This window comes from Pedococcus sp. P2_A3 (assembly GCF_056405035.1).
This window is the reverse complement of sequence record NZ_JBFUCW010000027.1, coordinates 38,582-58,890: the sequence shown is the minus strand read 5'-3', so window position 1 is coordinate 58,890 and position 20,309 is coordinate 38,582. Positions and strand designations below refer to the sequence as shown.

Annotated in this window: 20 protein-coding genes; 11 read left to right on the top strand and 9 right to left on the bottom strand. The window is 67.9% G+C overall.

Translation table 11 applies throughout. The annotated features are described in order from the left end of the window. Nucleotides 1–376: 376 nt before the first annotated feature. The 5 genes from AC1DX8_RS18525 to AC1DX8_RS18505 all read left to right on the top strand — a co-directional run bounded on the left by AC1DX8_RS18525 (nt 377) and on the right by AC1DX8_RS18505 (nt 3,834). Nucleotides 377–1,018 (top strand): hypothetical protein, encoded by a 642-nt coding sequence (locus AC1DX8_RS18525; protein WP_477631426.1) that lies wholly within the window; start codon nt 377–379, stop codon nt 1,016–1,018. Nucleotides 1,019–1,025: 7 nt separating this feature from the next. Then, nucleotides 1,026–1,571, top strand: a complete 546-nt coding sequence (locus AC1DX8_RS18520; RefSeq protein WP_477631425.1) for an RNA polymerase sigma factor — start codon at nt 1,026–1,028, stop codon at nt 1,569–1,571. Nucleotides 1,572–2,028: 457 nt separating this feature from the next. Continuing rightward, nucleotides 2,029–2,421, top strand: coding sequence for a hypothetical protein (locus AC1DX8_RS18515; RefSeq protein ID WP_477631424.1), 393 nt, complete (start codon nt 2,029–2,031; stop codon nt 2,419–2,421). A 44-nt stretch (nt 2,422–2,465) separates the two neighbouring features. Further along, nucleotides 2,466–3,101 (top strand): cupin domain-containing protein, encoded by a 636-nt coding sequence (locus AC1DX8_RS18510; RefSeq protein ID WP_477631423.1) that lies wholly within the window; start codon nt 2,466–2,468, stop codon nt 3,099–3,101. 136 nt (nt 3,102–3,237) lie between these two features. Next, nucleotides 3,238–3,834, top strand: coding sequence for a VOC family protein (locus tag AC1DX8_RS18505; protein WP_477631422.1), 597 nt, complete (start codon nt 3,238–3,240; stop codon nt 3,832–3,834). Nucleotides 3,835–4,063: 229 nt separating this feature from the next. Here the strand turns inward: AC1DX8_RS18505 and AC1DX8_RS18500 are convergent, their stop codons facing one another. Continuing rightward, nucleotides 4,064–4,687: a hypothetical protein gene (locus AC1DX8_RS18500; protein WP_477631421.1), complete on the bottom strand. Its 624-nt coding sequence runs from the start codon at nt 4,685–4,687 to the stop codon at nt 4,064–4,066. A 137-nt stretch (nt 4,688–4,824) separates the two neighbouring features. Beyond that, nucleotides 4,825–5,565 carry a hypothetical protein gene (locus AC1DX8_RS18495; RefSeq protein ID WP_477631420.1) on the bottom strand — a complete coding sequence of 247 codons (741 nt, stop codon included), beginning with the start codon at nt 5,563–5,565 and terminating at the stop codon, nt 4,825–4,827. A gap of 226 nt (nt 5,566–5,791) precedes the next feature. Here AC1DX8_RS18495 and AC1DX8_RS18490 point away from each other — a divergent pair, with 226 nt between their 5' ends. Beyond that, nucleotides 5,792–6,514 carry a DUF72 domain-containing protein gene (locus tag AC1DX8_RS18490; protein WP_477631419.1) on the top strand — a complete coding sequence of 241 codons (723 nt, stop codon included), beginning with the start codon at nt 5,792–5,794 and terminating at the stop codon, nt 6,512–6,514. Between the two features lie 30 nt (nt 6,515–6,544). Here the strand turns inward: AC1DX8_RS18490 and AC1DX8_RS18485 are convergent, their stop codons facing one another. From AC1DX8_RS18485 to AC1DX8_RS18465, 5 genes are all read right to left on the bottom strand, one after another. Beyond that, nucleotides 6,545–7,543: a molybdopterin-dependent oxidoreductase gene (locus AC1DX8_RS18485; RefSeq protein WP_477631418.1), complete on the bottom strand. Its 999-nt coding sequence runs from the start codon at nt 7,541–7,543 to the stop codon at nt 6,545–6,547. Then, nucleotides 7,540–7,812: a Smr/MutS family protein gene (locus AC1DX8_RS18480; protein ID WP_477631417.1), complete on the bottom strand. Its 273-nt coding sequence runs from the start codon at nt 7,810–7,812 to the stop codon at nt 7,540–7,542. Before AC1DX8_RS18480 ends, AC1DX8_RS18485 begins: the two co-directional genes overlap by 4 nt. 51 nt (nt 7,813–7,863) lie before the next feature. Then, the gene (locus tag AC1DX8_RS18475; protein WP_477631416.1) at nt 7,864–10,254 is read right to left on the bottom strand and encodes an FdhF/YdeP family oxidoreductase; all 2,391 of its coding nucleotides are present in this window, start codon (nt 10,252–10,254) and stop codon (nt 7,864–7,866) included. A gap of 256 nt (nt 10,255–10,510) precedes the next feature. Further along, nucleotides 10,511–11,365 (bottom strand): DMT family transporter, encoded by an 855-nt coding sequence (locus AC1DX8_RS18470; RefSeq protein WP_477631415.1) that lies wholly within the window; start codon nt 11,363–11,365, stop codon nt 10,511–10,513. A 132-nt stretch (nt 11,366–11,497) separates the two neighbouring features. Beyond that, nucleotides 11,498–12,013, bottom strand: coding sequence for a nitroreductase family protein (locus tag AC1DX8_RS18465; RefSeq protein WP_477631414.1), 516 nt, complete (start codon nt 12,011–12,013; stop codon nt 11,498–11,500). 154 nt (nt 12,014–12,167) lie between these two features. Here AC1DX8_RS18465 and AC1DX8_RS18460 point away from each other — a divergent pair, with 154 nt between their 5' ends. After that, nucleotides 12,168–14,066 (top strand): potassium transporter Kup, encoded by a 1,899-nt coding sequence (locus AC1DX8_RS18460; RefSeq protein ID WP_477631413.1) that lies wholly within the window; start codon nt 12,168–12,170, stop codon nt 14,064–14,066. Between the two features lie 691 nt (nt 14,067–14,757). On the opposite strand, the gene AC1DX8_RS18455 is transcribed toward AC1DX8_RS18460, so the two are convergent. After that, entirely contained in the window at nt 14,758–15,054 is a 297-nt protein-coding gene (locus tag AC1DX8_RS18455) for an antibiotic biosynthesis monooxygenase (protein WP_477631412.1), read from the bottom strand. A 242-nt stretch (nt 15,055–15,296) separates the two neighbouring features. Between AC1DX8_RS18455 and AC1DX8_RS18450 the strand changes: the two genes are divergently transcribed. Then, on the top strand, nt 15,297–15,716 hold the full coding sequence (locus AC1DX8_RS18450) for a Cif family virulence factor (RefSeq protein ID WP_477631411.1): 420 nt from the start codon (nt 15,297–15,299) through the stop codon (nt 15,714–15,716). Nucleotides 15,717–15,935: 219 nt separating this feature from the next. On the opposite strand, the gene AC1DX8_RS18445 is transcribed toward AC1DX8_RS18450, so the two are convergent. Further along, nucleotides 15,936–16,598, bottom strand: coding sequence for an ArsR/SmtB family transcription factor (locus tag AC1DX8_RS18445; protein WP_477631410.1), 663 nt, complete (start codon nt 16,596–16,598; stop codon nt 15,936–15,938). Between the two features lie 481 nt (nt 16,599–17,079). Here AC1DX8_RS18445 and AC1DX8_RS18440 point away from each other — a divergent pair, with 481 nt between their 5' ends. The 3 genes from AC1DX8_RS18440 to AC1DX8_RS18430 are packed head-to-tail and all read left to right on the top strand — an operon-like array spanning nt 17,080 to nt 20,106. Then, on the top strand, nt 17,080–17,433 hold the full coding sequence (locus AC1DX8_RS18440; RefSeq protein ID WP_477631409.1) for a cupin domain-containing protein: 354 nt from the start codon (nt 17,080–17,082) through the stop codon (nt 17,431–17,433). A gap of 31 nt (nt 17,434–17,464) precedes the next feature. Beyond that, nucleotides 17,465–18,838 (top strand): MBL fold metallo-hydrolase, encoded by a 1,374-nt coding sequence (locus tag AC1DX8_RS18435; protein WP_477631408.1) that lies wholly within the window; start codon nt 17,465–17,467, stop codon nt 18,836–18,838. Next, a complete protein-coding gene (locus AC1DX8_RS18430; protein WP_477631407.1) occupies nt 18,796–20,106 on the top strand; it encodes an MFS transporter in 1,311 nt (436 codons plus the stop codon). The genes AC1DX8_RS18435 and AC1DX8_RS18430 overlap by 43 nt, the downstream gene beginning before the upstream one ends. Nucleotides 20,107–20,309 lie beyond the last annotated feature (203 nt).

Genomic DNA, 20,309 nt, shown 5'->3' with positions numbered 1-20,309 from the left:
GCGCTCGGCGTACCGACCCTGGATCTGGGGAAGATCGACGGCCACCGGGGTCGTCATCTTGCTTGCACCGGGCATGGTGTCCTCCTGTGTCTTGGTTGGTGCTGACACCTTGGAGGCGTGACTTCCCAGATCACATCGTGACCGGCGCTCAGGCGGCGGTACGRCTGTCTTCCTCGCGGCCGAACGACGTACTTCCGGTGGAGGCGAGCGGGGTGGGATCGTCGCTGGTGTGAAACCTTTCCGGCCGCTCGTGGGTCGTGTGGTTATGAAGGGCAGGTTCGTGCGGGGGATGATGAGCCCGGCACCTCACCGGGTCGTGGCGGCTGGGCTGTTGGTGGTGGGGGCTCCGACAGGGTGCGCGGGGGATGCCACTGACATGGCTCCGCAGCCCGTGATTCCGACGTGGGCCAGCGACACCACGACGAGCGGCCGATCCTCCGTTGCGCACCTGGCGATCGAGTCAGGGACCTACCGGATTCCGGCCTCCGCGTGGTCCCTGGCGGACTACACGGTGACGTTCCGGGCGGGCTGGGCGGTGCAGTACGGCCACATCTTCAGCAAGCACTCCGACCAGGACAACGAGTTCGGGTTCTATGCCGTCGTGGTCGACGAGATCTTCACCGACGCGTGTCGGGGGGAGGGCGCCCCCATGGCCGTCGGGTCCCGCGTGGAAGACCTCGTCACGGCACTGCTCGAGCAGCCCGGCCCGAACAAGACCAGCCCAGTGGCCGGCACTTTGGCGGGCTACCCCGCAACCCGGATCGACCTCGAGGTCCCGGCGAGCCTTGACCTGGCGACGTGTCGCCTGGCCGAGGACGACGTCTTGGGTCTCCAGGTCTGGAAGAGCACACCCGCCGACAAGTACTTCGTGCTCCTTCCCGACCAACACGTGAGCGTCTACGTCGTCGACGTGCACGCGAGGCGTCAGGTGTTCCTGGTCGCGACGAGTCCCCGCATGTCCGCCACCGACCAGGCCGACCTGAAGGCCGCCCTCGACTCGATTCGCATTGAGGGGTAGAGCCAGCATGAGTGCGAGACAGGGGGAATCACTCGTGGCCCACGACGTCCACAGTGAGTCCGACCCGGTCCGCGTGGTGTTCGAGGCGTCATACAGGCGCCTGGTGGGCCAGTTGTATGGCGTGTGCCGCGACCTCACGGAGGCAGAGGAGGTTGTGGCGGAGGCCTTCGCACGCGCGGTGCAGCACCGACGCACCTTTGCCCGGCTGGATAACCCGGAGGCGTGGCTGCGCACGGTCGCCGTCAACGTCAGCCGCACCCGTGCGCGCCGACGCAGGCTGCTCGGCGAGCGCGAGCACGCGCAGGTCGCGCGACACCCGATGCTCGAGGACGACCGGTTGGCGCTCATGGCTGCGCTGCGGACGTTGCCCGCCAGCCAGAGGGAGGCAATCGCGCTGCACTACCTGGCCGACCTGCCGGTGCATGCGGTCGCCGAGGCGACCGGCGTCCCCGTCGGCACGGTGAAGACCCGGCTGCGCCGGGGAAGGGCTGCCCTCGCCCTGAAGCTTGCCGACCTTCCGGACCCCCGTCAGGAGGATGAGACCCATGCCTGACCTCGACCGGCTCCTGAACTCCGACATGTCCAACGCTGCGGCTCAGGCGGCACAGCCGCCCGACTTCTCGGTCATCGAGCGGCGTGGAGCACAGCGACACCGGACGCGCACCGTGCTCACCGCTGTTGCGGCCGCCGTGTTCATCGTCCTGGCCACGCTCGGAACGTCTTTCATGGCCGGGTTCGATCGCACTGCTCCGCAGCCGGCCAAGGATCCATCCCCCCAGCCCACGGGGTATCCGTCAGGGGCCCACGACCCGACCCCCCGGACAACAGGGGATCCGCTGGCGAGGCACTGGACTCCGCTTCGCCCGGACACCCTCAGACGGGTCACTGCGAGGCAGTCGCAGATCGATGCAGCAGATACCACCTACGGTGGGATCGACATCCGCGAGGTCAACTCCGGGGACCCATCGCATTCGCTGTCTTGGGGCATCAAGCTCCGAGAGAGACCCCAGTTGGCATCGACACTTGACCCCGCGAGCCGCGTCATCGAGCACGGACTCGTCTTCGACACCGATCGTGATGGAGCCGCCGACTGCCAGATCGGGATCAACACCGACGCCCCGAAACCCGGGCAGCTGCGGGTGTGGGTCAAGAACCTGACCACCGGCGTCACCGAAGAGCGGGTCGGCGGGCCGTACGGCATACCTTTCGACTTCGCCCACCCCAGCGAGAACGCGAGTGAACCGCCGCGAGATGTGAGCATCTTCTTCTTGTCGGGGGCATCCAAACCCTGCGTCTTCCCGGCCTCGACGGGCTACTACGCCTACGCGTCGGTGGCCGAGAACGGGCTGGTCACCGACGTGGACTACGCACCGGACGACGCCTGGCTCGAACTCACCAACTGACCCGGCCCGGGGTCGTGTCGTGGGTGCGGCGCCACCCTTTGACCATGGATGGCAGCACCGCCGCGAGGGGCGCCCGCACGTCGAAGCTTGAGTCAGGTACGGGCAGTCGCGACCGCACCGATGATCGGCAAGTCAACGCGGCGCCAAAGACGCTGTCGCTGCTCTGTTTCGTCTCGGCTATTGCTGTCAGGCCCCCACTCCCGCAACTCTGGCACATGGACCAAGGATTCGTCGTTCTTCCGGGTCAGGGCCGCCTCCTGGACCTGGGCAACTTCCAAGCCGTCGTGCTCGCAGGCGACCACACGTCGGGCGACCTGACCGTGTTGCAGACTCAGAATGAGCCGCCTGGCTTCGGCCCTCCTCTGCATCGCCATCGTGACGCGGCGGAGGCCTTCTACGTCCTCGAGGGCGAGTATTTGATGTTCCTGGACGACGAACAGCACCGATGCCCTCAGGGCGCCTTCGTCTACGTTCCCCGCAACGTGCCGCACACGTTCAGGGTGTCTTCCGAGGGCCCCGGGAAGAAGCTCAACCTCTTCACGCCAGCCGCGATGGTCGGCTTCTTCGAGGAGCTGTCTGCCGCCGAGGAGTCTGGAACCGCCACACCCTCCGCCCTAGACGGAATCGCGGCCAGGCACCACATGGAGGTGTTGGGCCCCGTGCCGGACAGCTACCTCTGACGATGCGCAATGCGGTCGGCGGCACGGGCCACACAAGAGCGCACTCACGTGTCGCGGCCTGTCCGGACAGTGGGCGGGGCGGCCTGGTGCGTCCACCCCACAACGCGTCTTACGATGAGGCCGAGAGGAGGCTGCGATGGCCGATCCGGTGAGCGACATCATCGGGGACTATCGGGCCTTCGCCGCGCAGCAGCAGTCCCGCCTCCTCGACCGCGGCATCGACATCCGCCCGTACCCCCTCAGCCACCTCGCCGTCCGCGTGCCGGAATGGGACCAGTACGTGCACGTGCGGACCCTGCTCGAACGCCACGCGGCCGCCAATCGCGAGAACATCTGGAACGGGCGCCCGATCTCCTTGATCGTGCCAGCTGAGCCGCTCGAGGTCCTCGATGGCAAGGTCGTGCCGCTCATCGAACTCATCCCACCCGTGCACCAGCGCGTCTACAAGATGGGACTGGAGCACCTCGGCGTCGTCATCGGGGACACCTTCGAACCGTTCGTCGAAGCCCACAAGCCCGTTCTGACGGGACAGCAGTTCCAGGGCCCGAACAGCACACCCGACCCCGTCTACATCTTGTTCGAGGACTTCACCCACGTGAAGTTCTACCGACTCTCACTGAGGGCGTCCGTCGAGCTCGACGCTGGCCCGTTCGAAGACGGGTTCCATCACGTCGATGACTGGGTGCCACAGCGGCTCGTGACCGCGACCGGCCCGAACCCTCTGCCCCGCTGATCCCCGTCCACCGCGCAGCGGTGTGGCATGAGCCGTCGAGCAGGGCCCCGTCGAAGCGGCCGGAGGCCCTGAAGAGAACATTGTTTTCGATAGCGCCGATCCGTGGACCTCGATGGACGCGGACGGTCGCGGCCCGACTACTTGCAAAAAGAGCGCTACCAGAGTGCGCGCCGTCGAGTGACCAGCATGGTGACTCGACGGCGCGCGCCCGTGTGATGCCCTCGAGAGGTCAGACGAGCTCGGGCACGTGCAGGTGTGCCATCGCCACCTCCATCTCGGCCACATCGTCGACCACGGCGTTCATTCGTGCGCTGGCCTGTTGCCGTAGGTCCTTGGCCGCCTCGCGCGTCGCCTCGAGCTGCTCTCGCGTCTCGAAGGTCACCGTGCCGACGATGCGACCGGTATCCCGGCTGATCATCAGGTTCGCGCTGCAGAAGCCGTCCCAATCCTGCAGCGTGGGAAGGATGAGCGTCCTGTAGACGTCGGCGGCCAGGTCGGCCAGTCCTTGGTCGCTACTGAGCCACGTGACGCGAGCGCATGCCCCATCAGGGCTGGCGTGGTCGCGGTGCATTACGGCGACCTCCCAGGTCCCGACCTCGCTGGACGTCGCTCCAAGGGTCTGCTCCGCGTCGGTTCGCAGGGGCTTCACCTGTTCGGCGCTGGCCCGCATCGCGTCCTCCGACTCCCACGAGGTCGTGGCGATGGAGCGACCCGATTCGCGGTCGACGAGCAGCGACATTCCGGCACAGCCGTCCATGGCCGTGACGGCGGGGAAGACCTTGTCCCGGACGTGGGCGATCCCGTCCTCGACCTTGGAGCGGTCCGCTTGGATCGTTGTGGTGCGTGCGTACACGACGTGCTCCCTTGATCGGGGCAGCGCCCCGACGGCGCTGCCGTCACCGCTCACCTTTCCCCTTTGACGCGGGTCGGGCAAGGGACAATCAGGGCATCCTCAGATCGATTCCGGTCAGGCCCCGTCGCCGCAACCGCTCAGCCTCGGGGAGCCGCGGCTCCCGGTGGGCGCGCGTGGTCCGGACCAATCCGATCCTGGTGCCACGAGGTGTCATTCCTGACGAGCACCACAGCCAGGACGACGGCAGCGCCCGTTGCCGCCACGAGGAGCAGCATCCGTACGAGCGCCCCCGGAACCCGCGCTGCACCACCCCGACGGACCGTCAACTTCACGGCGGGGACGATGCGACCCAACAGGTGCAACCCGGTAGCCACGCACCACACTGCGAACACCCCCTGGTGCACGCTGACCCAGCTGATGCCGAAGCCGAGGACAGACAGAATGCGCCGCCGACCGCTCTCCTCGCCGAGCAGGACGAGCACGATGCCCGAACCCAGCAGCGCGAGGGTGGACGCCACGACCAGGGGGCCTAGCCAGCGCAGCACGGTGGGCGGAGGCCCCGCGACCCGGTACGGCTCGCGACCCGCGTAGTAGCCCACGAAGCGCCAACCCGTGCTGGCCGTCTTCATCAAGGCGGGCGGCACCAGGATGGCACCGATGGCGACGTGCCAGGAGATGAGCCCTCGGACGTCGACGAGGGTGATCAGCTCCCCCACGAACAGCGCGAGTAGGACCAACCCGGTCCAAGCGGTCAAGATGGCGTTGCCAGCGGGGCCACCCGTCGTCGGCAGCACAGGGTCGCTGCGCTGGTCCCTGCCAGTGGCCTCGACAAGGAACGGCTGGCCCAGGTCTTGCACGATGTCTCTCGCCGCTCGCACATCGCCAAGATAGCTGTTCCGAGCACCCGGCGAGCCCCCGCGAACCTGGGTACCACGGTCGGGCCACCGAGCAGCCCGTTTCCGTCGACCAGCATTAGTTGCGGAATGCCACACTCGCGACGGTGGCGACGCCGCACCGTGTTGCGATCACGGATACTCGGACGCATGCCTCCGTGTAACCCATTGCGCCCGCCGTTCGGCCACTTCGACCGGAACCGGTAACAGCGTGGACGTTCGAGTTGGACTGTGTGGGTGGACGATCTCCCAGTCGTCGTATGCGCGTCGCTTCCCCGTGGTCGAGGTGCAGAGCACGTTCTACGAACCGCCAGCGGACGCCGTGCTGGCGCGCTGGCGGAGCCAGGTACCGGCCAGCTTCGAGTTCACCATCAAGGCATGGCAGGTCGTGACCCACGAGTCCAACAGCCCCACCTACCGACGACTCAAGAAGCCTCTGCCGGACGGCGCCCACGGTCAGGTCGGCGGCTTCCGGACCACGCCCCAGGTGCTCGCGGGCTGGCAGCGCACCCTCGAGTGCGCCCGGATCCTGCGAGCCACCGCCGTGCTGCTGCAGTGCCCCAAGAGCTTCCGCCCGACGACCGAGAACGTCGCCCGGTTGCGGACCTTCATGGGGCAGGTCGAGCGGCCAGCGGGGCGGATGCTCTGGGAGCCGCGGGGTGAGTGGCCGACGAACTTGCTCATCGAGCTGTGCGCCGAGCTGGACCTGGTTCACGTCGTCGACCCGATGCAGAGCGAGACGGTGACGCCCCAGCAGACCTACTACCGGCTGCATGGGACCACGGGCTGGCGGCACGTCCATACCGATGACGAGCTGCGCCGGCTGCGCGATCTGGTCGAGGGCCGGCCCTCGCCGTACGTGATGTTCAACAACATCCCCCGCGCAGGCGACGCCGACCGGTTCATCAGCCTGCTTCGCCATCAGGGTCCTTGACCCCGGCAGGTTGACCAAGGGCGGGCCGCCTCAGTGCAGCGGTAGAGGTGGCTCGGCCCACCATGGGCGGTCGTCGTGGTTGATCCGAACGACCCACTTGACCCAATGGAAGCCGCGGCGACCAGGGACCACCAAACGAGCCGGCGCCCCGTGGGCTGGCAAGAGATGGTCGCCGCTGATCCCGGTCGCCAGCAGCAGGTTGTCGGTCAACGGAAGCCGTCGGGAGTATCCCGTCGCGCTGATCACCTCGACGGTTCCCTTCGCCTCCGGTGGCAGCAGTCTGCTCAGGCGCACCCCCGACCACTCCTGCTCGGTCCACCACCCGCCCGTGCAGTCCAGGACCGCCACCTGCCGGTCGTCCCACTGGGCGAGCTCGGCCAGTGACCAGTCGCGCGACGAGCCGCCCGTCGCCACGGTCAACCGCCAGCGCGCTGAGTCGACGGCGGGCACCTGGTCGAACAGCCACGACGTGGCAGGGATCGCGGTGACCGCGGACGACGTGAGCTGGAACGACCCGGTCGGCCGACGTATGCCGGGCTGCGCCGTGAGCGCGCCGGTCGCCTGGACGCTCGCCTCGAACGCGGCCGCCACGGAGGTCAGCAGCGTCAGTCGCACGAAGGAGCGACGTGACAGATCAGTCCGGCGCGGGCGGACCCGGCGCTGGCGCGCGTGAGCAACCGTCAGGAGCCCGCCCAAGACGCCGGCACCCACGTGCACCTGCATGGTCGTCACGGGCGAGTTGGCGAACAACACGCCCACTACGTGCGCGACTCCCGTGATCAGGGCCAGGAGAACGCCGAACCCCAGGAGCAATGACGTGATCCGCCCACGGCGCCCGGGCCGCCGCAGCCCTCGTCGGACGACCATCGACTTCCACGGCACGAGCACTATCACCAGGAGTGCGACGACCCCGTGGATGATGGCGACCGGCCAGACCGGCCCACCGCCCAGCAGGAACATCGTGAACCCGGTTGCGACCGCCAGCGGGACCGCGACCAACAGGGTCAGGTTGGCCAGCCGACTGCTCATCGGCGTCGGGCCGGGCCCTTCCACCTGAAGTGCACGAAGATCCGGCCGTGGTTGTCCACGTCCTTCTCGACCCGGTGATAGAGGGCGCGGTTCTCCTTCTGGTCGAGGAAGCGCAGCACCCGCTTCTTCAGCGCCCCAGACCCCTTGCCCGGGATGATCTCCACCAGGGGAGCCTTCTTCGCCACGGCTTCGTCCATGACGGCACGCAAGGCGCGGTCGATGTCCGCGCCGCGGTTGTAGATGTCATGCAGGTCGAGCGTGAGCTTCACCCTGCCATCCTGCACCCGACCCTCGCGGTCGACACCATCCCCGGCTGTTGCTCAGGACAGGTGCTTGGGTTCCGGGGTCTTCTTGTGGTCCCAGTCCGAACCCGTGGGGTTCTGGGAGGTGCCAGCGGTCTCCGCCGGCGTGGTGCCGTTCACGGCGCTGGGCCCGGCGGCTGGCGTCAGGGACACCACCACCGACTTGGAAGTCGGGGTGTTGCTCCCGATGGCTGTGGAGTCCAGCGGCACCAGCGGGTTGGTCTCGGGGTAGTAGGCGGCCGCCGATCCGCGCGGGGTGTCATAGCTGACCACGCGGAACCCTCGGACGCGGCGGACGATGTCGTCACCGGCCCAGCGGGTGGTGATGTCGACGAGGTCGCCGTCCTTGAGCCCGAACGCCGTGATGTCGTCGGGGTGCACGAAGACCACCTTGCGGCCTCCCTCGATGCCGCGGTAACGGTCGCTGAGGCCGTAGATCGTGGTGTTGTACTGGTCGTGGCTGCGCAGGGTCTGGAGCAGCACGTGACCCTCGGGGACGTGGACGACCTCGACGGGGGAGGCGACGAACTCGGCCTTGCCGGACTTGGTGTCGAAGCTCCGGGTGTCGCGCGGCGGGTGCGGCATGATCATGCCGCCGGGCTTGCGGACGTTGACCTCGTAGTCCTCGCACCCGGGGACGACCTTGGCGATGTGGTGACGGATGACGCGGTAGTCGTCACGCATCGCCTTCCACTGCAGGCCGTAGCGGTCCCCGAGCGTCGCCTCGGCGATGCTGGTGATGATGTCGACCTCGGACTTGAGTAGGGGGCTGGCCGGCTCCAGCGGGCCGCGGGAGGCGTGTACGGAGCACGTGGAGTCCTCGACTGAGATCCACTGGGCGCCACTTGCCTGGATGTCCTTCTCGGTGCGGCCCTTGGTCGGCAGGATCAGCGCGGTCTCCCCGCAGACGAGGTGCGAGCGGTTGATCTTCGTGGACACCTGCACCGTCATGCGGACCTTGCGCATGGCCGGGATCGCGATGTCGGTGTCTGAGACCGCCTGGACGAAGTTGCCTCCGAGGCCCATGAAGAAGTGGACCTTCCCATCGCGCATGCCGCGCAGGGAGTCGACGACGTCCAGGCCGTGCTCACGTGGCGGGTCGAAGCCGAACTCCTTCTGGAGGGCGTCGAGGAAGGCAGCCGGCGGTCGCTCCCAGATGCCCATCGTGCGGTCGCCCTGGACGTTGGAGTGGCCGCGCACCGGCAGCAGGCCGGCGCCCTCGCGGCCGATGTTGCCCTGCGCCAGGGCGAGGTTGACGACCTCCTTGATGGTCGCGACCCCGTTGCGGTGCTGTGTCAGGCCCATCGCCCAGCAGTAGACGGTGCGCGTTGAGCCGCGCAGCATCTCGGCGGCCTGGGTGATCAGCTCGCGGGACAGCCCGGTCACCTCGACGACCTGGTCCCAGTCGACGGCGCGGACGTGGTCGCGCCACTGCTCGAAGCCCGTGGAGTGGGCGTCGATGAACTCGTGGTCGAGCGCATCCCACTCGACCAGGAGCGAGCCGATCGCCTGGAAGAGGGCCAGGTCGCCGTTGACCTTCACCGGCAGGTGCAGGTCGGCCATGGCCGTGCCGTGCCCGATGACGCCCTTGGGTTTCTGCGGATTCTTGAACCTGACCAGCCCGGCCTCGCGCAGCGGGTTGATCGAGATGATCTTCGCGCCGTTCTGCTTGGCGATCTCGAGGGCCGAGAGCATGCGCGGGTGGTTGGTCCCGGGGTTCTGGCCGGCGATGACGATGACGGAGGCGGTGTGGACGTCGTCGAGCGTGACGCTGGCCTTGCCGATGCCGATGGACTCCTGCAGGGCGATGCTCGTCGACTCGTGGCACATGTTCGAGCAGTCGGGCAGGTTGTTGGTGCCGAACGCGCGGACGAACAGCTGGTAGGCGAACGCAGCCTCGTTGGAGGCCCGCCCGGAGGTGTAGAACGTCGCCTCGTCGGGACTGGCGAGCGAGCGCAGCTCGGCCCCGATCAGGTCGAAGGCCTCGTCCCACTCGATCGGCTCGTAGTGCGTTCCTCCCGGCCGCTTGACCATGGGGTGGGTGATGCGGCCCTGCTGGCCGAGCCAGTGCTCGGTGTGGGCGTCGAGCTCGGCGATGCTGTGCTGGGCGAAGAACTCCGGAGTGGCCCGGTCGCGGGTCGCCTCCTCCGCGACGGCCTTGGCGCCGTTCTCGCAGAACTCCGCCGTGTGGCGGTGGCCCGGGTCGGGGTCCGGCCACGCACAGCTCATGCAGTCGAAGCCCTCGGCCTGGTTGAGCTTGAGGAGGGTCTGGGCGGTCCGCTTCACACCCATGTGGTCGAGGGCCCGCTTCATCGACACCGCCACCGCGGTGGGGCCGGCTGCGTGGTCCTCCTGGCCCCTGACCTCCAGGTCGGCCTCGGAGTAGTCACGCTCGTCGTGCTTGGACATGCTGAGCCTCGTTCTGCAGGTGAGAGGGCGGCCCCTCGGGGGACGTGCGCAGGGCACCTCGAACGTACCCATCGCGGACGGGCACAAACCACTCGGGGCCGCCAACACCCTGACCATCTCCTTGGCCGCGGCCATGCCCCAGCCGTGAGCATCGCGCGACCGTCGGGCGACCTGTTGCGGGTCGCGGGCACTGGTTCACCACGGGCCACGACCACCGGCGTCGAGATGGAGATCGCGGTATGGCGATGTGCCGCAGTCAGTCTGCGGACAAACCGCGCGCGAGCTGAGTTGCGCCGCCGGCCACCACCGCAAGACACAGCAGGTATGCCGCGACGTGCCCTGGCGACGTGGGTAGCCGCTCATGGAGCAGGGCTGCCCCGAGGACCACGGCGACCACGGGAGCCGTTGCCTCGTTGGCCGGGAAGCTCGCCGCCAGCGAACCCACCTGGAAGGAGAACTGGGTCAGCAACAGCGCGGCCGCCCCGACCAGCAGCAGGCAGGCGAGTGGGACCCAGCCGGCGGGGTGGGTCATCCCCGCCAGGCCGGACCGCGACCAGGTGGTGGCCACGGAATCGAGCAGCACCCCGACGAGGCCGAACCAGGCACCGGCCACCGCGCCATACGCGGCAGCTCGCACGGTCCGGGTCGCTGTGTTCACCGCGAGTAGCACGCCGGCGCCGACGACGGCCGCGACCGCCAGGGCCCAAACCGCGGACGTGGTCGGAAGCGGTGCGGCGTGGCCGGGGTCGCCGACGAGGGCGAAGAAGACCGCCAGCGATCCGAGGATTCCGACGCACGCGGCATAGTCCCGCCAGCCCGGCGCGGGGCCGCCGAGCAGGCGCCCCACCGGGAGCGCCACGGGGACCGCGAGGACGAGCAGCGGCTGGACCAGGAGGACGGGTCCGGTCGCGAGGGCGACGACCTGCAGGACCAGCCCGAGCGCGTCACCGCCCACCGAGGCCAGCCACCGCGGGTCGCGCGCGAGGCGCCGGAGGTCGCGCGCGTCGGCGCGTCCGGTGTCGCGGTGGGCCGCCCGGTGCTGGACCGCCGTCGCCGTGCCGTACGCGAGTGCTGACGCCACGGCACAGGGCACCGCGATAGCCAACGACATGCCGCGACGCTACCCCGCCGTGTTCGCGCGCAAGCGACCTGGCGCTGCTTCGGGCAGGCCTGACGTTCACGCTAGGCACTGCTCCGCCCCATGCTCGACTATGACGCCGGTCCCGTGGCGGCGTCGCGCTGGTCACCACACTCCGCGGTGGACAACCTCGTCGAAGGGGCGTCGGTTGAGCCGGTTGATGACRGCCAACGGCTTGTCCGACGGATAACCGACGGAGAGCAGGTAGGCCAGGAATCGCCCCTCGGGGAAGCCCAGAACGGTCCTGGCCTGGTCCTGGTCCGTCGCCGCGGCATGGCCCGTGCCGATACCCAGGTCGGCCGCGGCGACGGTCATCGCATACGTGGCCTGGCCAAGGTCGTACTGGAGCAGTTCGGACTGCCGATCGTCCTTCGGCTCTGGCGCGACGATCGCGATCGCGGCCGCCGCGCCGGCGACATGGCGCGCGCCCTGCCAGACCTTCGCCAGCTCGACCAGCCGCGCCCTGTCCGTGACGAGCACGAAGTCCCAGGGCTGCCAGTTGCCAGCCGACGGGGCACGCCGCCCAGCCTCGAGAATGCGGTCGAGCGCCTCGTCAGGGACTGGCTGCTCAGTGAACTGCCGAACATTTCGTCGTGCCCGCAGGGCGTCCCAGGTTTCCACGGTCTCATCCTGCGCCTGCAACCCCATGCTTGGCGACCGTCTACCGCGCCCGCTGGTTGCCGAGCTGTGCGCCGCACGCGCCTTGATGCATTCCTAACGGGTTGGAGGCACGGTCTTACCCCTGCGGCGGGCGTGATTGCACGATCCTTGTCTTGTGGACGACAGCCTCGCGCGTGCGAGAAATTCAGGGTGGGGTCTGGCTCTTGGCGCGCTGGGCGTCGTGTTCGGAGACATCGGGACGAGCCCGCTCTATGCGCTCCAGACCGTCTTCTCCATCGACCACAACATGGTCAAGACGAGCCCGGGCGACGTGTACGGAGTCGTTTCCCTGGTGTTCTGGTCCATCACCCTCGTGGTGTCGCTCAAGTACGTCGCCTTCATCCTGCGTGCTGACAACGACGGCGAGGGAGGGGTGATGGCGCTGGCCGCGTTGGCGCGCAACGCGGTCAGGTCCGGTGGGAGACGGTTCGGTCTTGTCATGCTGCTGGGGGTGCTGGGGGCGTCACTGTTCTACGGGGACAGCGTCATCACCCCGGCCATCTCCGTGATGTCGGCCATCGAGGGCCTGACCGTGACCGCGCCCGGACTGGGCCACCTGGTCGTCCCACTGGGGGCGGCGATCATCACCGGCCTCTTCGCCGTGCAGCGGTTCGGAACGGCCCTGGTCGGGCGCTACTTCGGGCCGGTGATGCTCGTGTGGTTCATCGTGCTGGGTGTGCTGGGTGCGGCACAGGTCGTGCGCGATCCGGCCATCCTCGGTGGCCTGTCGCCGCACCATGCGGTCCTGTTCGCCCTTGACCACCCGGTGATCGCCTTCGTCGCCATGGGCGCGGTCGTCTTGTCCATCACGGGCGCTGAGGCGCTGTATGCGGACATGGGTCACTTCGGCCGCGGACCCATCAGCCGGGCCTGGTTCTTCTTGGTCTTCCCGGCACTGACGCTCAACTACCTCGGTCAGGGCGCGCTCATCCTCAAGGACCCCTCGACCGCCAGCAGCCCGTTCTTCCACCTCGCCCCCGACGCTCTCGGCATCCCCATGGTGGTGCTGGCGACGATCGCCACGGTCATCGCCTCCCAAGCGGTCATCTCCGGTGCGTTCTCGGTCTCCCGCCAGGCCGAGCGGCTCGGGTACCTGCCGCGACTCACCGTGCGACACACGTCCCGGATCGAACGCGGCCAGATCTACGTGCCGGCGGTCAACTGGACTCTGTTCGTCGGTGTCCTCTTGCTGCTGGTCGTCTTCAGGTCCTCGGAGAGGCTCGCCACGGCATACGGACTCGCAGTGACCGGCACGTTCCTCATCACCACCACCCTGTTCCTCGTCCTCGCCGAGTCCGCGTGGGGATGGGGCCGGGGCCGGCTCGCGGCCATTGGCTTGCCCTTGGCCGCTCTCGAGCTGACGTTCTTCGGGGCGAACCTGACCAAAGTCGCCCACGGTGGTTGGCTTCCCCTGCTCATCGCCCTCATCGTGGCGACGGTGATGCTGACCTGGCAGCGCGGGCGCACCCTGGTCACCGCCCGCCGAGCCGACATGGAGGGTCCGCTCGAGCCGTTCATCGCCTGGCTGGCCAGCGAGGCGGTGGGGCAGGTCCCCGGCACCGCGGTGTTCCTGCATCCGGACAAGACCTCCACACCGCTGGCCCTGCGCGAGAACGCGACGTTCAACCACGTCATCCACCAGACCGTCCTCATCGTCTCCACCGCATCGCAGAACGTGCCGTTCGTCGACGACGCCGACCGCGTCGAGCTCGACCAGTTGGGAGACCCCTACGACGCCATCACCCACCTCACCCTGCGTTTCGGCTTCCAAGAGGACCAGGACGTCCCGCGCGCGCTTGCCCTCGCCCGCGACCAGGGCGTCATCAGTGTCGATCCGGAGGAGGCGTACTACTTCCTGTCGCGCATCACCCTGCAACGGGGCACGGGCACGGACATGCCGACCTGGCGCAAACGGCTCTTCCTCGGATTGGCGCACAACGCGGCCTCGCCCATCGAGTACTTCCGGCTTCCCCAGGATCGAACGGTCGCCATGGGCGCGACCGTGGTCCTCTAGCAGGACCCCTCGCTCTGATCACGGGGGGACTCTGCATCCTCAACCACGCGTCGTACGCCTCCGACGACCGATCCCGTCCCGGAAAGGCATCGAGTTCAGCTGCTAGCACCCTTGGTCGAGGTTTGAAGCTCAGATGCCCGTGCGGGACAACAAACGAACCTTGCAGTGACGGGACGGGAAGACGTGCCCGTCGATGAGGGTTGTCCAGCGGGTAGTCCATGGGGTGTCGTACACCACTGTGCTGGACTCAACTGAGCGACGCTCGACGGGTCGGAACCGCGCGTCACCGTCGCGGTCGCCCCGAGCGTGGACGAGGGCGCCGCTTGCCGCGGTACCGTTCGCCGAACGGATGAGGGGAGACATCAACCGTTCGGCCAGTTCATTTCGGACAAAGCGTGAGCAAAGCGGATCCTGTTTTACCGCGCCTTTACCCAATGATGACACTCTCTTGGCTCGGCTCTAGCCTTCCATTCGGGGGCCACGGACGACCTGGGGAGGTCGCACGAGGCAAGAGGGGGCAGGGTACGGCTGGTCCGGTTGCTGCAGGGGGATGGCGACTGGACCGGCCAAACCCGGAGGCTGCCGGGGTCGTTCCAGTCGCGGAGGGTCTCTGCCGACGCGGTCGCCAGGCCGCGCCAATACGGACCGTGGCTTCGGGCCATTCGTCGGCCCCGAGACCTGAAGGGGTTGATCAGGGCCCTCGACGGCTGTCGACCAAGACATTCATGACTGCCAATACCGGCTGCGCCGAGAATCGGCGGAACAGCGTTGGAGCTGCAGGCGGGTCGGGCGCAGCACGCATGGCGTCAAGCGCAGCGAGGTCCCGCCACAGCGAATGAATCGCCCAGCGTCCCTTGCCGTCGCCCAGTAACTGCGTCTCGAGCAGTCCGTCGGGCAGGCCCCCTGCCAGCAACACCTCGTAGGCTGCGATCAAGTCCTGAGCGCGGCCCTCGTCCACATTCGCGGTCACGATGGTGAGGATGTCCATGCCACGAAGGCTCCTCCACGCAACCACCTCGGAAACCGACAAGTTGCGTATGCGTCGCGGAGTTGCCCCAGCTCAGTCGAAGCCTCCATCGGCGAACGGGGTGCGCTTGGCAGGCGGCGGAAGACGGGGCCCTTCCTGCGTGAAACACCGATGAGGGCCGAACTATTCAAGGGTTCCCTTGACAAGATCACATTCACGGATCATATTCAAGTGATCACTTGAAAATGTCGGAGGTGCTGATCATGACTGAGACCACGGCAACTCGCGTCATGCCGAACCCGGTGGATCTGAGGTCGCCAGGCGGCCAGCTTCTGGAGGCTCTGGCCGCACGCGACTTCGACCACCTGCCTGACTGCTTCGAGGCCGACGCAAACATGCGAGCGATGCTTCCCAGCGGACCCACCGAGTTTCGCGGAGCCGCCCAGATCGTCGAGAACCTTCGCATCTGGTTCGGAGGTGCCCACGAGTTCGAGGTGCTCGACGGTGCTGTCAGCGATGTCGGTGGCAGGCCGCACGTGACGTGGCGGCTCCGCATGCATCCAACGCCTTGGGGCGACGATGCTTGGCACGTCATCGAGCAGCAGGCCTACCTGCAGGCTGGCGAGCGCATCGCGTCGATCGACCTCCTGTGCTCGGGATTCCAGCCCGAGAAGCGCATCTGACCGACTCTAACCGGGCCCATGTAGCAGTTGGCCCGGTTCGACGGCACCGGCTAACACGACCGATGCAAGTACCGCGACTTGCCGCCTTGTCGAGGATGAGCGCGATCGAGGGTCAGGGCGGGGATCCGCCAATGCGGCTATCGCGATATGGGCTACGGGTTACACCGAGTTGCCCTGTCGCGGGGCGGTCGAGGCGGCTTGGTCGGTGAATGGTGGTTCCTAGGGGCGGGTGACCGGCAGGCGGGCCGCCTTCCACTCGGGAAAGCCGTCTTCGAGTCGCGCGGCGGTCACGCCCTGCTTGCTGAGCAGCCGGACTGCCTCGTCCGCATACACGCAGTAGGGACCACGGCAGTAAGCGACAACTTCGGCGCCGTCGGGGATCTCCCCGAGGCGTGCCCGCAGATCGTGGATCGGGATGGAGATAGCACCACGGATATGGCCGCCCGCATACTCGGGCTCGGGGCGCACGTCGATCACGACGATGTCGCCGTCGCGCAGCCGTGCGCGCAGGTCGTCACGGCTGATCGTGCGGAGTTTGGTCCGATCGCCGAGATAGTCCGCGGCCAGCTGCTCAAGGCCCGCGACGTGCTCCTCGGCGGATCGTCGCATGGTGCGCCATAGCTCACCGACCAGCTCGGTCGACAGCGAGTAGTAGATCCGCGTGCCTTCACGGCGTGACCGGACCAGTCCCGAGCGCAACAGTCGCTGGAGGTGCTGGGAGGTGTTCGCCACACTCTGGTCGATCTCTTCGGCGAGCTCCTCGACGGACCGTTCGCCCTGAGACAGGACGTCGACCAGTTCCGCGCGCCGCCCGTTGGCCAGCGCCTTGGCTGACTCCGCCAGGGCGTCGTAAAGAGCGGCCTTTGCACCAGGGTCCGGCATCGTGTCCCTTTCCGCACACCAGCATATTCAAGGAGCCTCTTGACAATCGCCACTCTAGCGGAGTTCTATTCAAGATAACCGTTGAATATCCGGGGAGGTTGCGGAGACGATGATCACCACCGTGGACACGAAGGTGCTCGAGGCCAAGGTCAAGGACATGCACCGGCACGTGGCGCAGCAGCCCCGCGACCGCTTCCACTTCGAGCCGGCTCGCGATCGCCGACATCATCAGCGAGCGACAGCTCAAGGATTCCATCGTCTGCAACGCGGACCTGTGGGCATCCTGCATCGGCGGCGCGGCCCAGCAGGACCGGTACCTAGAGGCCATCGAGTCGGCCGGCTTCACCATCACCCGCCACCGCGAGAACGCGTACACGTTCATCTCCGACCAGGCCCGCAGTGCCAGCGCCAGGTACGGCGTCAAGAGCACTCCATCCTCGCCACCCTGACCACCGATTAACCCACACCACCCGAGGAACCCATGTCCGACAAGCAGAACATCGACACCCCGCACGAGCAGCGGCCCTTCAAGGCTCACGGCCACCTGGACGTGGTCACCCTCGGCGACTTCACGCTCGGACGCGGCGTGTTCGAACCAGGCTGGCGCTGGTCCGACGACGTCAAGCCCATCGCGGGCACCGACTCCTGCCAGACCCACCACACCGGAATCTGCCTGTCGGGAAAGATGACCGTCCGGTTCGACGACGGCAGCGAGGTCTCCATCGGCCCCGGCGACGTCGTGGACCTTGACCCCGGGCACGACGCGTGGACCGACGGCGACGAGCCCTGTGTCCTGCTCGACACCGGAATCAAGGCCTATGCCAAGCCGAGCTGAGTGGTGACATGCTGATGGAGCCGGACAGCACATGACGCAAACCTTCGCGCTTCCGATCGCGGACACTGGGCTGGGTAACTCGGCATACCTGGTCGACCTCGGCGACGGCCGCGCCCTGGCCGTCGACCCCAGTCGTGACCTGCGTACGCTGCAGGCGGCCGCCGACGCCCGGGGTCTTCGCATCACCATCGCCGCGGACACCCACCTCCACGCGGACTTCCTTTCCGGTTCTCGCCAGCTCGCTGCGACTACGGGCGCGACGGTGCTGGCCTCGGCCGCGGGGAACCGGGGGTACGACCACCACGGAATGAGTAGCGGTGACGACTTCGACCTCGGGGGACTTCGGCTGCGCGCCCTCGGAACGCCGGGCCACACCGACGAGCACCTGTCCTACCTTCTGCTGGACGGCGACCAACCCGTCGGGGTCTTCACCGGGGGCTCACTGCTGGTCGGGGCAGTTGCTCGAACCGATCTTGTCGACCCCGACCGCACGATCGAGCTCGCCCGGGCCCAGTACCGATCGGTACAGCGACTCCTGGAACTGCCCGACGACGTCGAGGTGTGGCCAACTCATGGCGCCGGTTCCTTCTGCGCCGCACCCGCGGGCGCCGCGCGCACCAGCACCATCGGCTCCGAACGAGCCAACAGCCCGCTGCTGTCCGCCGCAGACGAGGACGCGTTCGTGGCCCGGCTACTCGACAGCCTCGGCTCGTTCCCGCCCTACTTCTTGCGGTTGGGCGAGATCAACCGGAGCGGACCAGCGGTGCTGCCCGGTCGGCTCGGGCTCGAGCAGATCACACCACAAGCGGCCGTCGCGGCGCAGACCGCCGGCGCCATGATCGTCGACGTCCGCCCGTTGCCCTCGTTCGCAGCCGGACATCCCTCGGGCGCCCTCTCGATCCCGCTACGGCCCGCGTTCGCGAGCTGGCTCGGCTGGCTCGCGCCACACGACAAACCACTCGTCGTTCTCCGCGAACCCGACCAAGAGGTCGAGGAGGTGCTCTGGCAAGCGGCCAAGATCGGCTACGACAACATCATCGGCGAGCTGGCCGGCGGCCAGGAGGCCTGGTCCGCCGCCTGCCTGCCGACCACTTCAGTGCCGCTGGTCGAGGCAAGCGCCGAGGCGAAGGCCGCGGGCACCGTGCGGGTCCTGGACATCCGTCAGGGGGCGGAGTACCGAGCGGGACACGTCCCCGGTGCCCTCAACATCGAGCTCGGCGACCTCCCCGCCGTGCTCGGCCACCTCGCCGATGTGCCAACCGTGGTCATGTGCGGGCACGGCGAACGTGCCATGGGAGCAGCATCTCTGCTGTCCAGGGCCGGATTCACCCAAGTCGCCGTATTCGTCGGCAGCCCTCAGCAATGGGCCACCGCCCGCGGCGAGGACCTGGTCAACGGCCCGTGAGACGCACAGAGGGGTCGGTGTCTCCCGTCTTCGGGGTGCGAGCGAACGCTGCCCAGTTCGGCCTGCTTGTTGCCGTAAACGCTCTGGTCGGCGGAACGCTCGGCCAGGAGCGCACCGTCCTGCCGCTCCTTGCGACCCAAGAGTTCGGGCTCGACTCCTACACTGCGGCGCTGACGTACATCCTCGCGTTCGGCCTGGCCAAGGCTTGCACCAACTACTTCGCTGGGGCCTGGTCGGAACGTATTGGGCGCAAGCCAGTCCTGGTCGCCGGCTGGTTGCTCGCCGTCCCCGTCCCCCTGCTGCTCATCTGGGCGCCCGAGTGGTGGATCGTTGTCGCCGCAAACGTTCTGCTGGGCATCAGCCAGGGGCTGACCTGGTCCACCACCGTGATCATGAAGATCGACCTGGTCGGTCCCCGAAATCGGGGCCTGGCCATGGGCCTGAACGAGTCGGCCGGCTACCTCGCCGTCGCCGTGACGGCACTGCTCACCGGCAACATGGCGGCACACTACGGACTTCGGCCGGAGCCGTTCCTGCTCGGCGTCGCCTACTCCGCGCTCGGTCTGGGCCTTTCCACGCTCTGGGTCCGGGAGACTCGTTCACATGCCGCCTACGAGGCCGCCGAGGACCCCACCACCAGCGACCTCACCAACCGGCAGGTGTTCGCCCTGACCAGCTTCCGCGAGCCCGCCCTCTCCTCGGCCAGCCAAGCCGGCTTGGTCAACAACCTCAACGACGGCCTCGCCTGGGGCCTGTTCCCCGTCCTCTTCTTCTCAGCCGGAATCGGCCTCACCCAGGCCGGCTTGCTCGTCGCCCTCTATCCCGCTGTCTGGGGCGTGGGACAGCTCGTCACGGGGGCGCTGTCAGACCGTTGGGGCCGCAAGCGCTTCATCGCCGGGGGCATGCTGCTTCAAGCGGCTGCTCTGATGGCCATCGCAACAGCCAACTCGCCGGTCCCGTGGGCCCTTGCGTCCGTGCTGCTCGGCATCGGCACTGCCATGGTCTATCCCACCCTGCTGGCCAGCATCGGCGATGTCGCCCAGCCCAGCTGGAGAGCACGCGCCGTCGGCATCTACCGACTCTGGCGGGACCTCGGATTTGCCGTCGGCGCACTGCTGACCGGCGTACTGGCCGACACCTTCGGTATCCGCCCGGCGATCTGGGCGATTGCCGCCCTGACCGCCGCATCGGGGCTCGTCGTCGCCAAACGCATGTACGAAACGTGCGCCACCGCACGGCATGACCCGGTCGTTGTCGACCAACGTTGAGCAGGCGAGTCGAAGAACTGCGCCATGCGTTTGGCGCCGGCCGGTCCTCATCGGGAGTCCGTGGACGTTCGTTGACGTGCATGGACGTTCGGTGCCCCACCTGACCTCTTCCCATGCAGGGAAGAGCTCAGGTGCCAGCGGCGCGAGACCGACCCCGTTGCTGCGAAACGCGCACGGTGCGGCGGACTCGTTCCCGGCTGGGC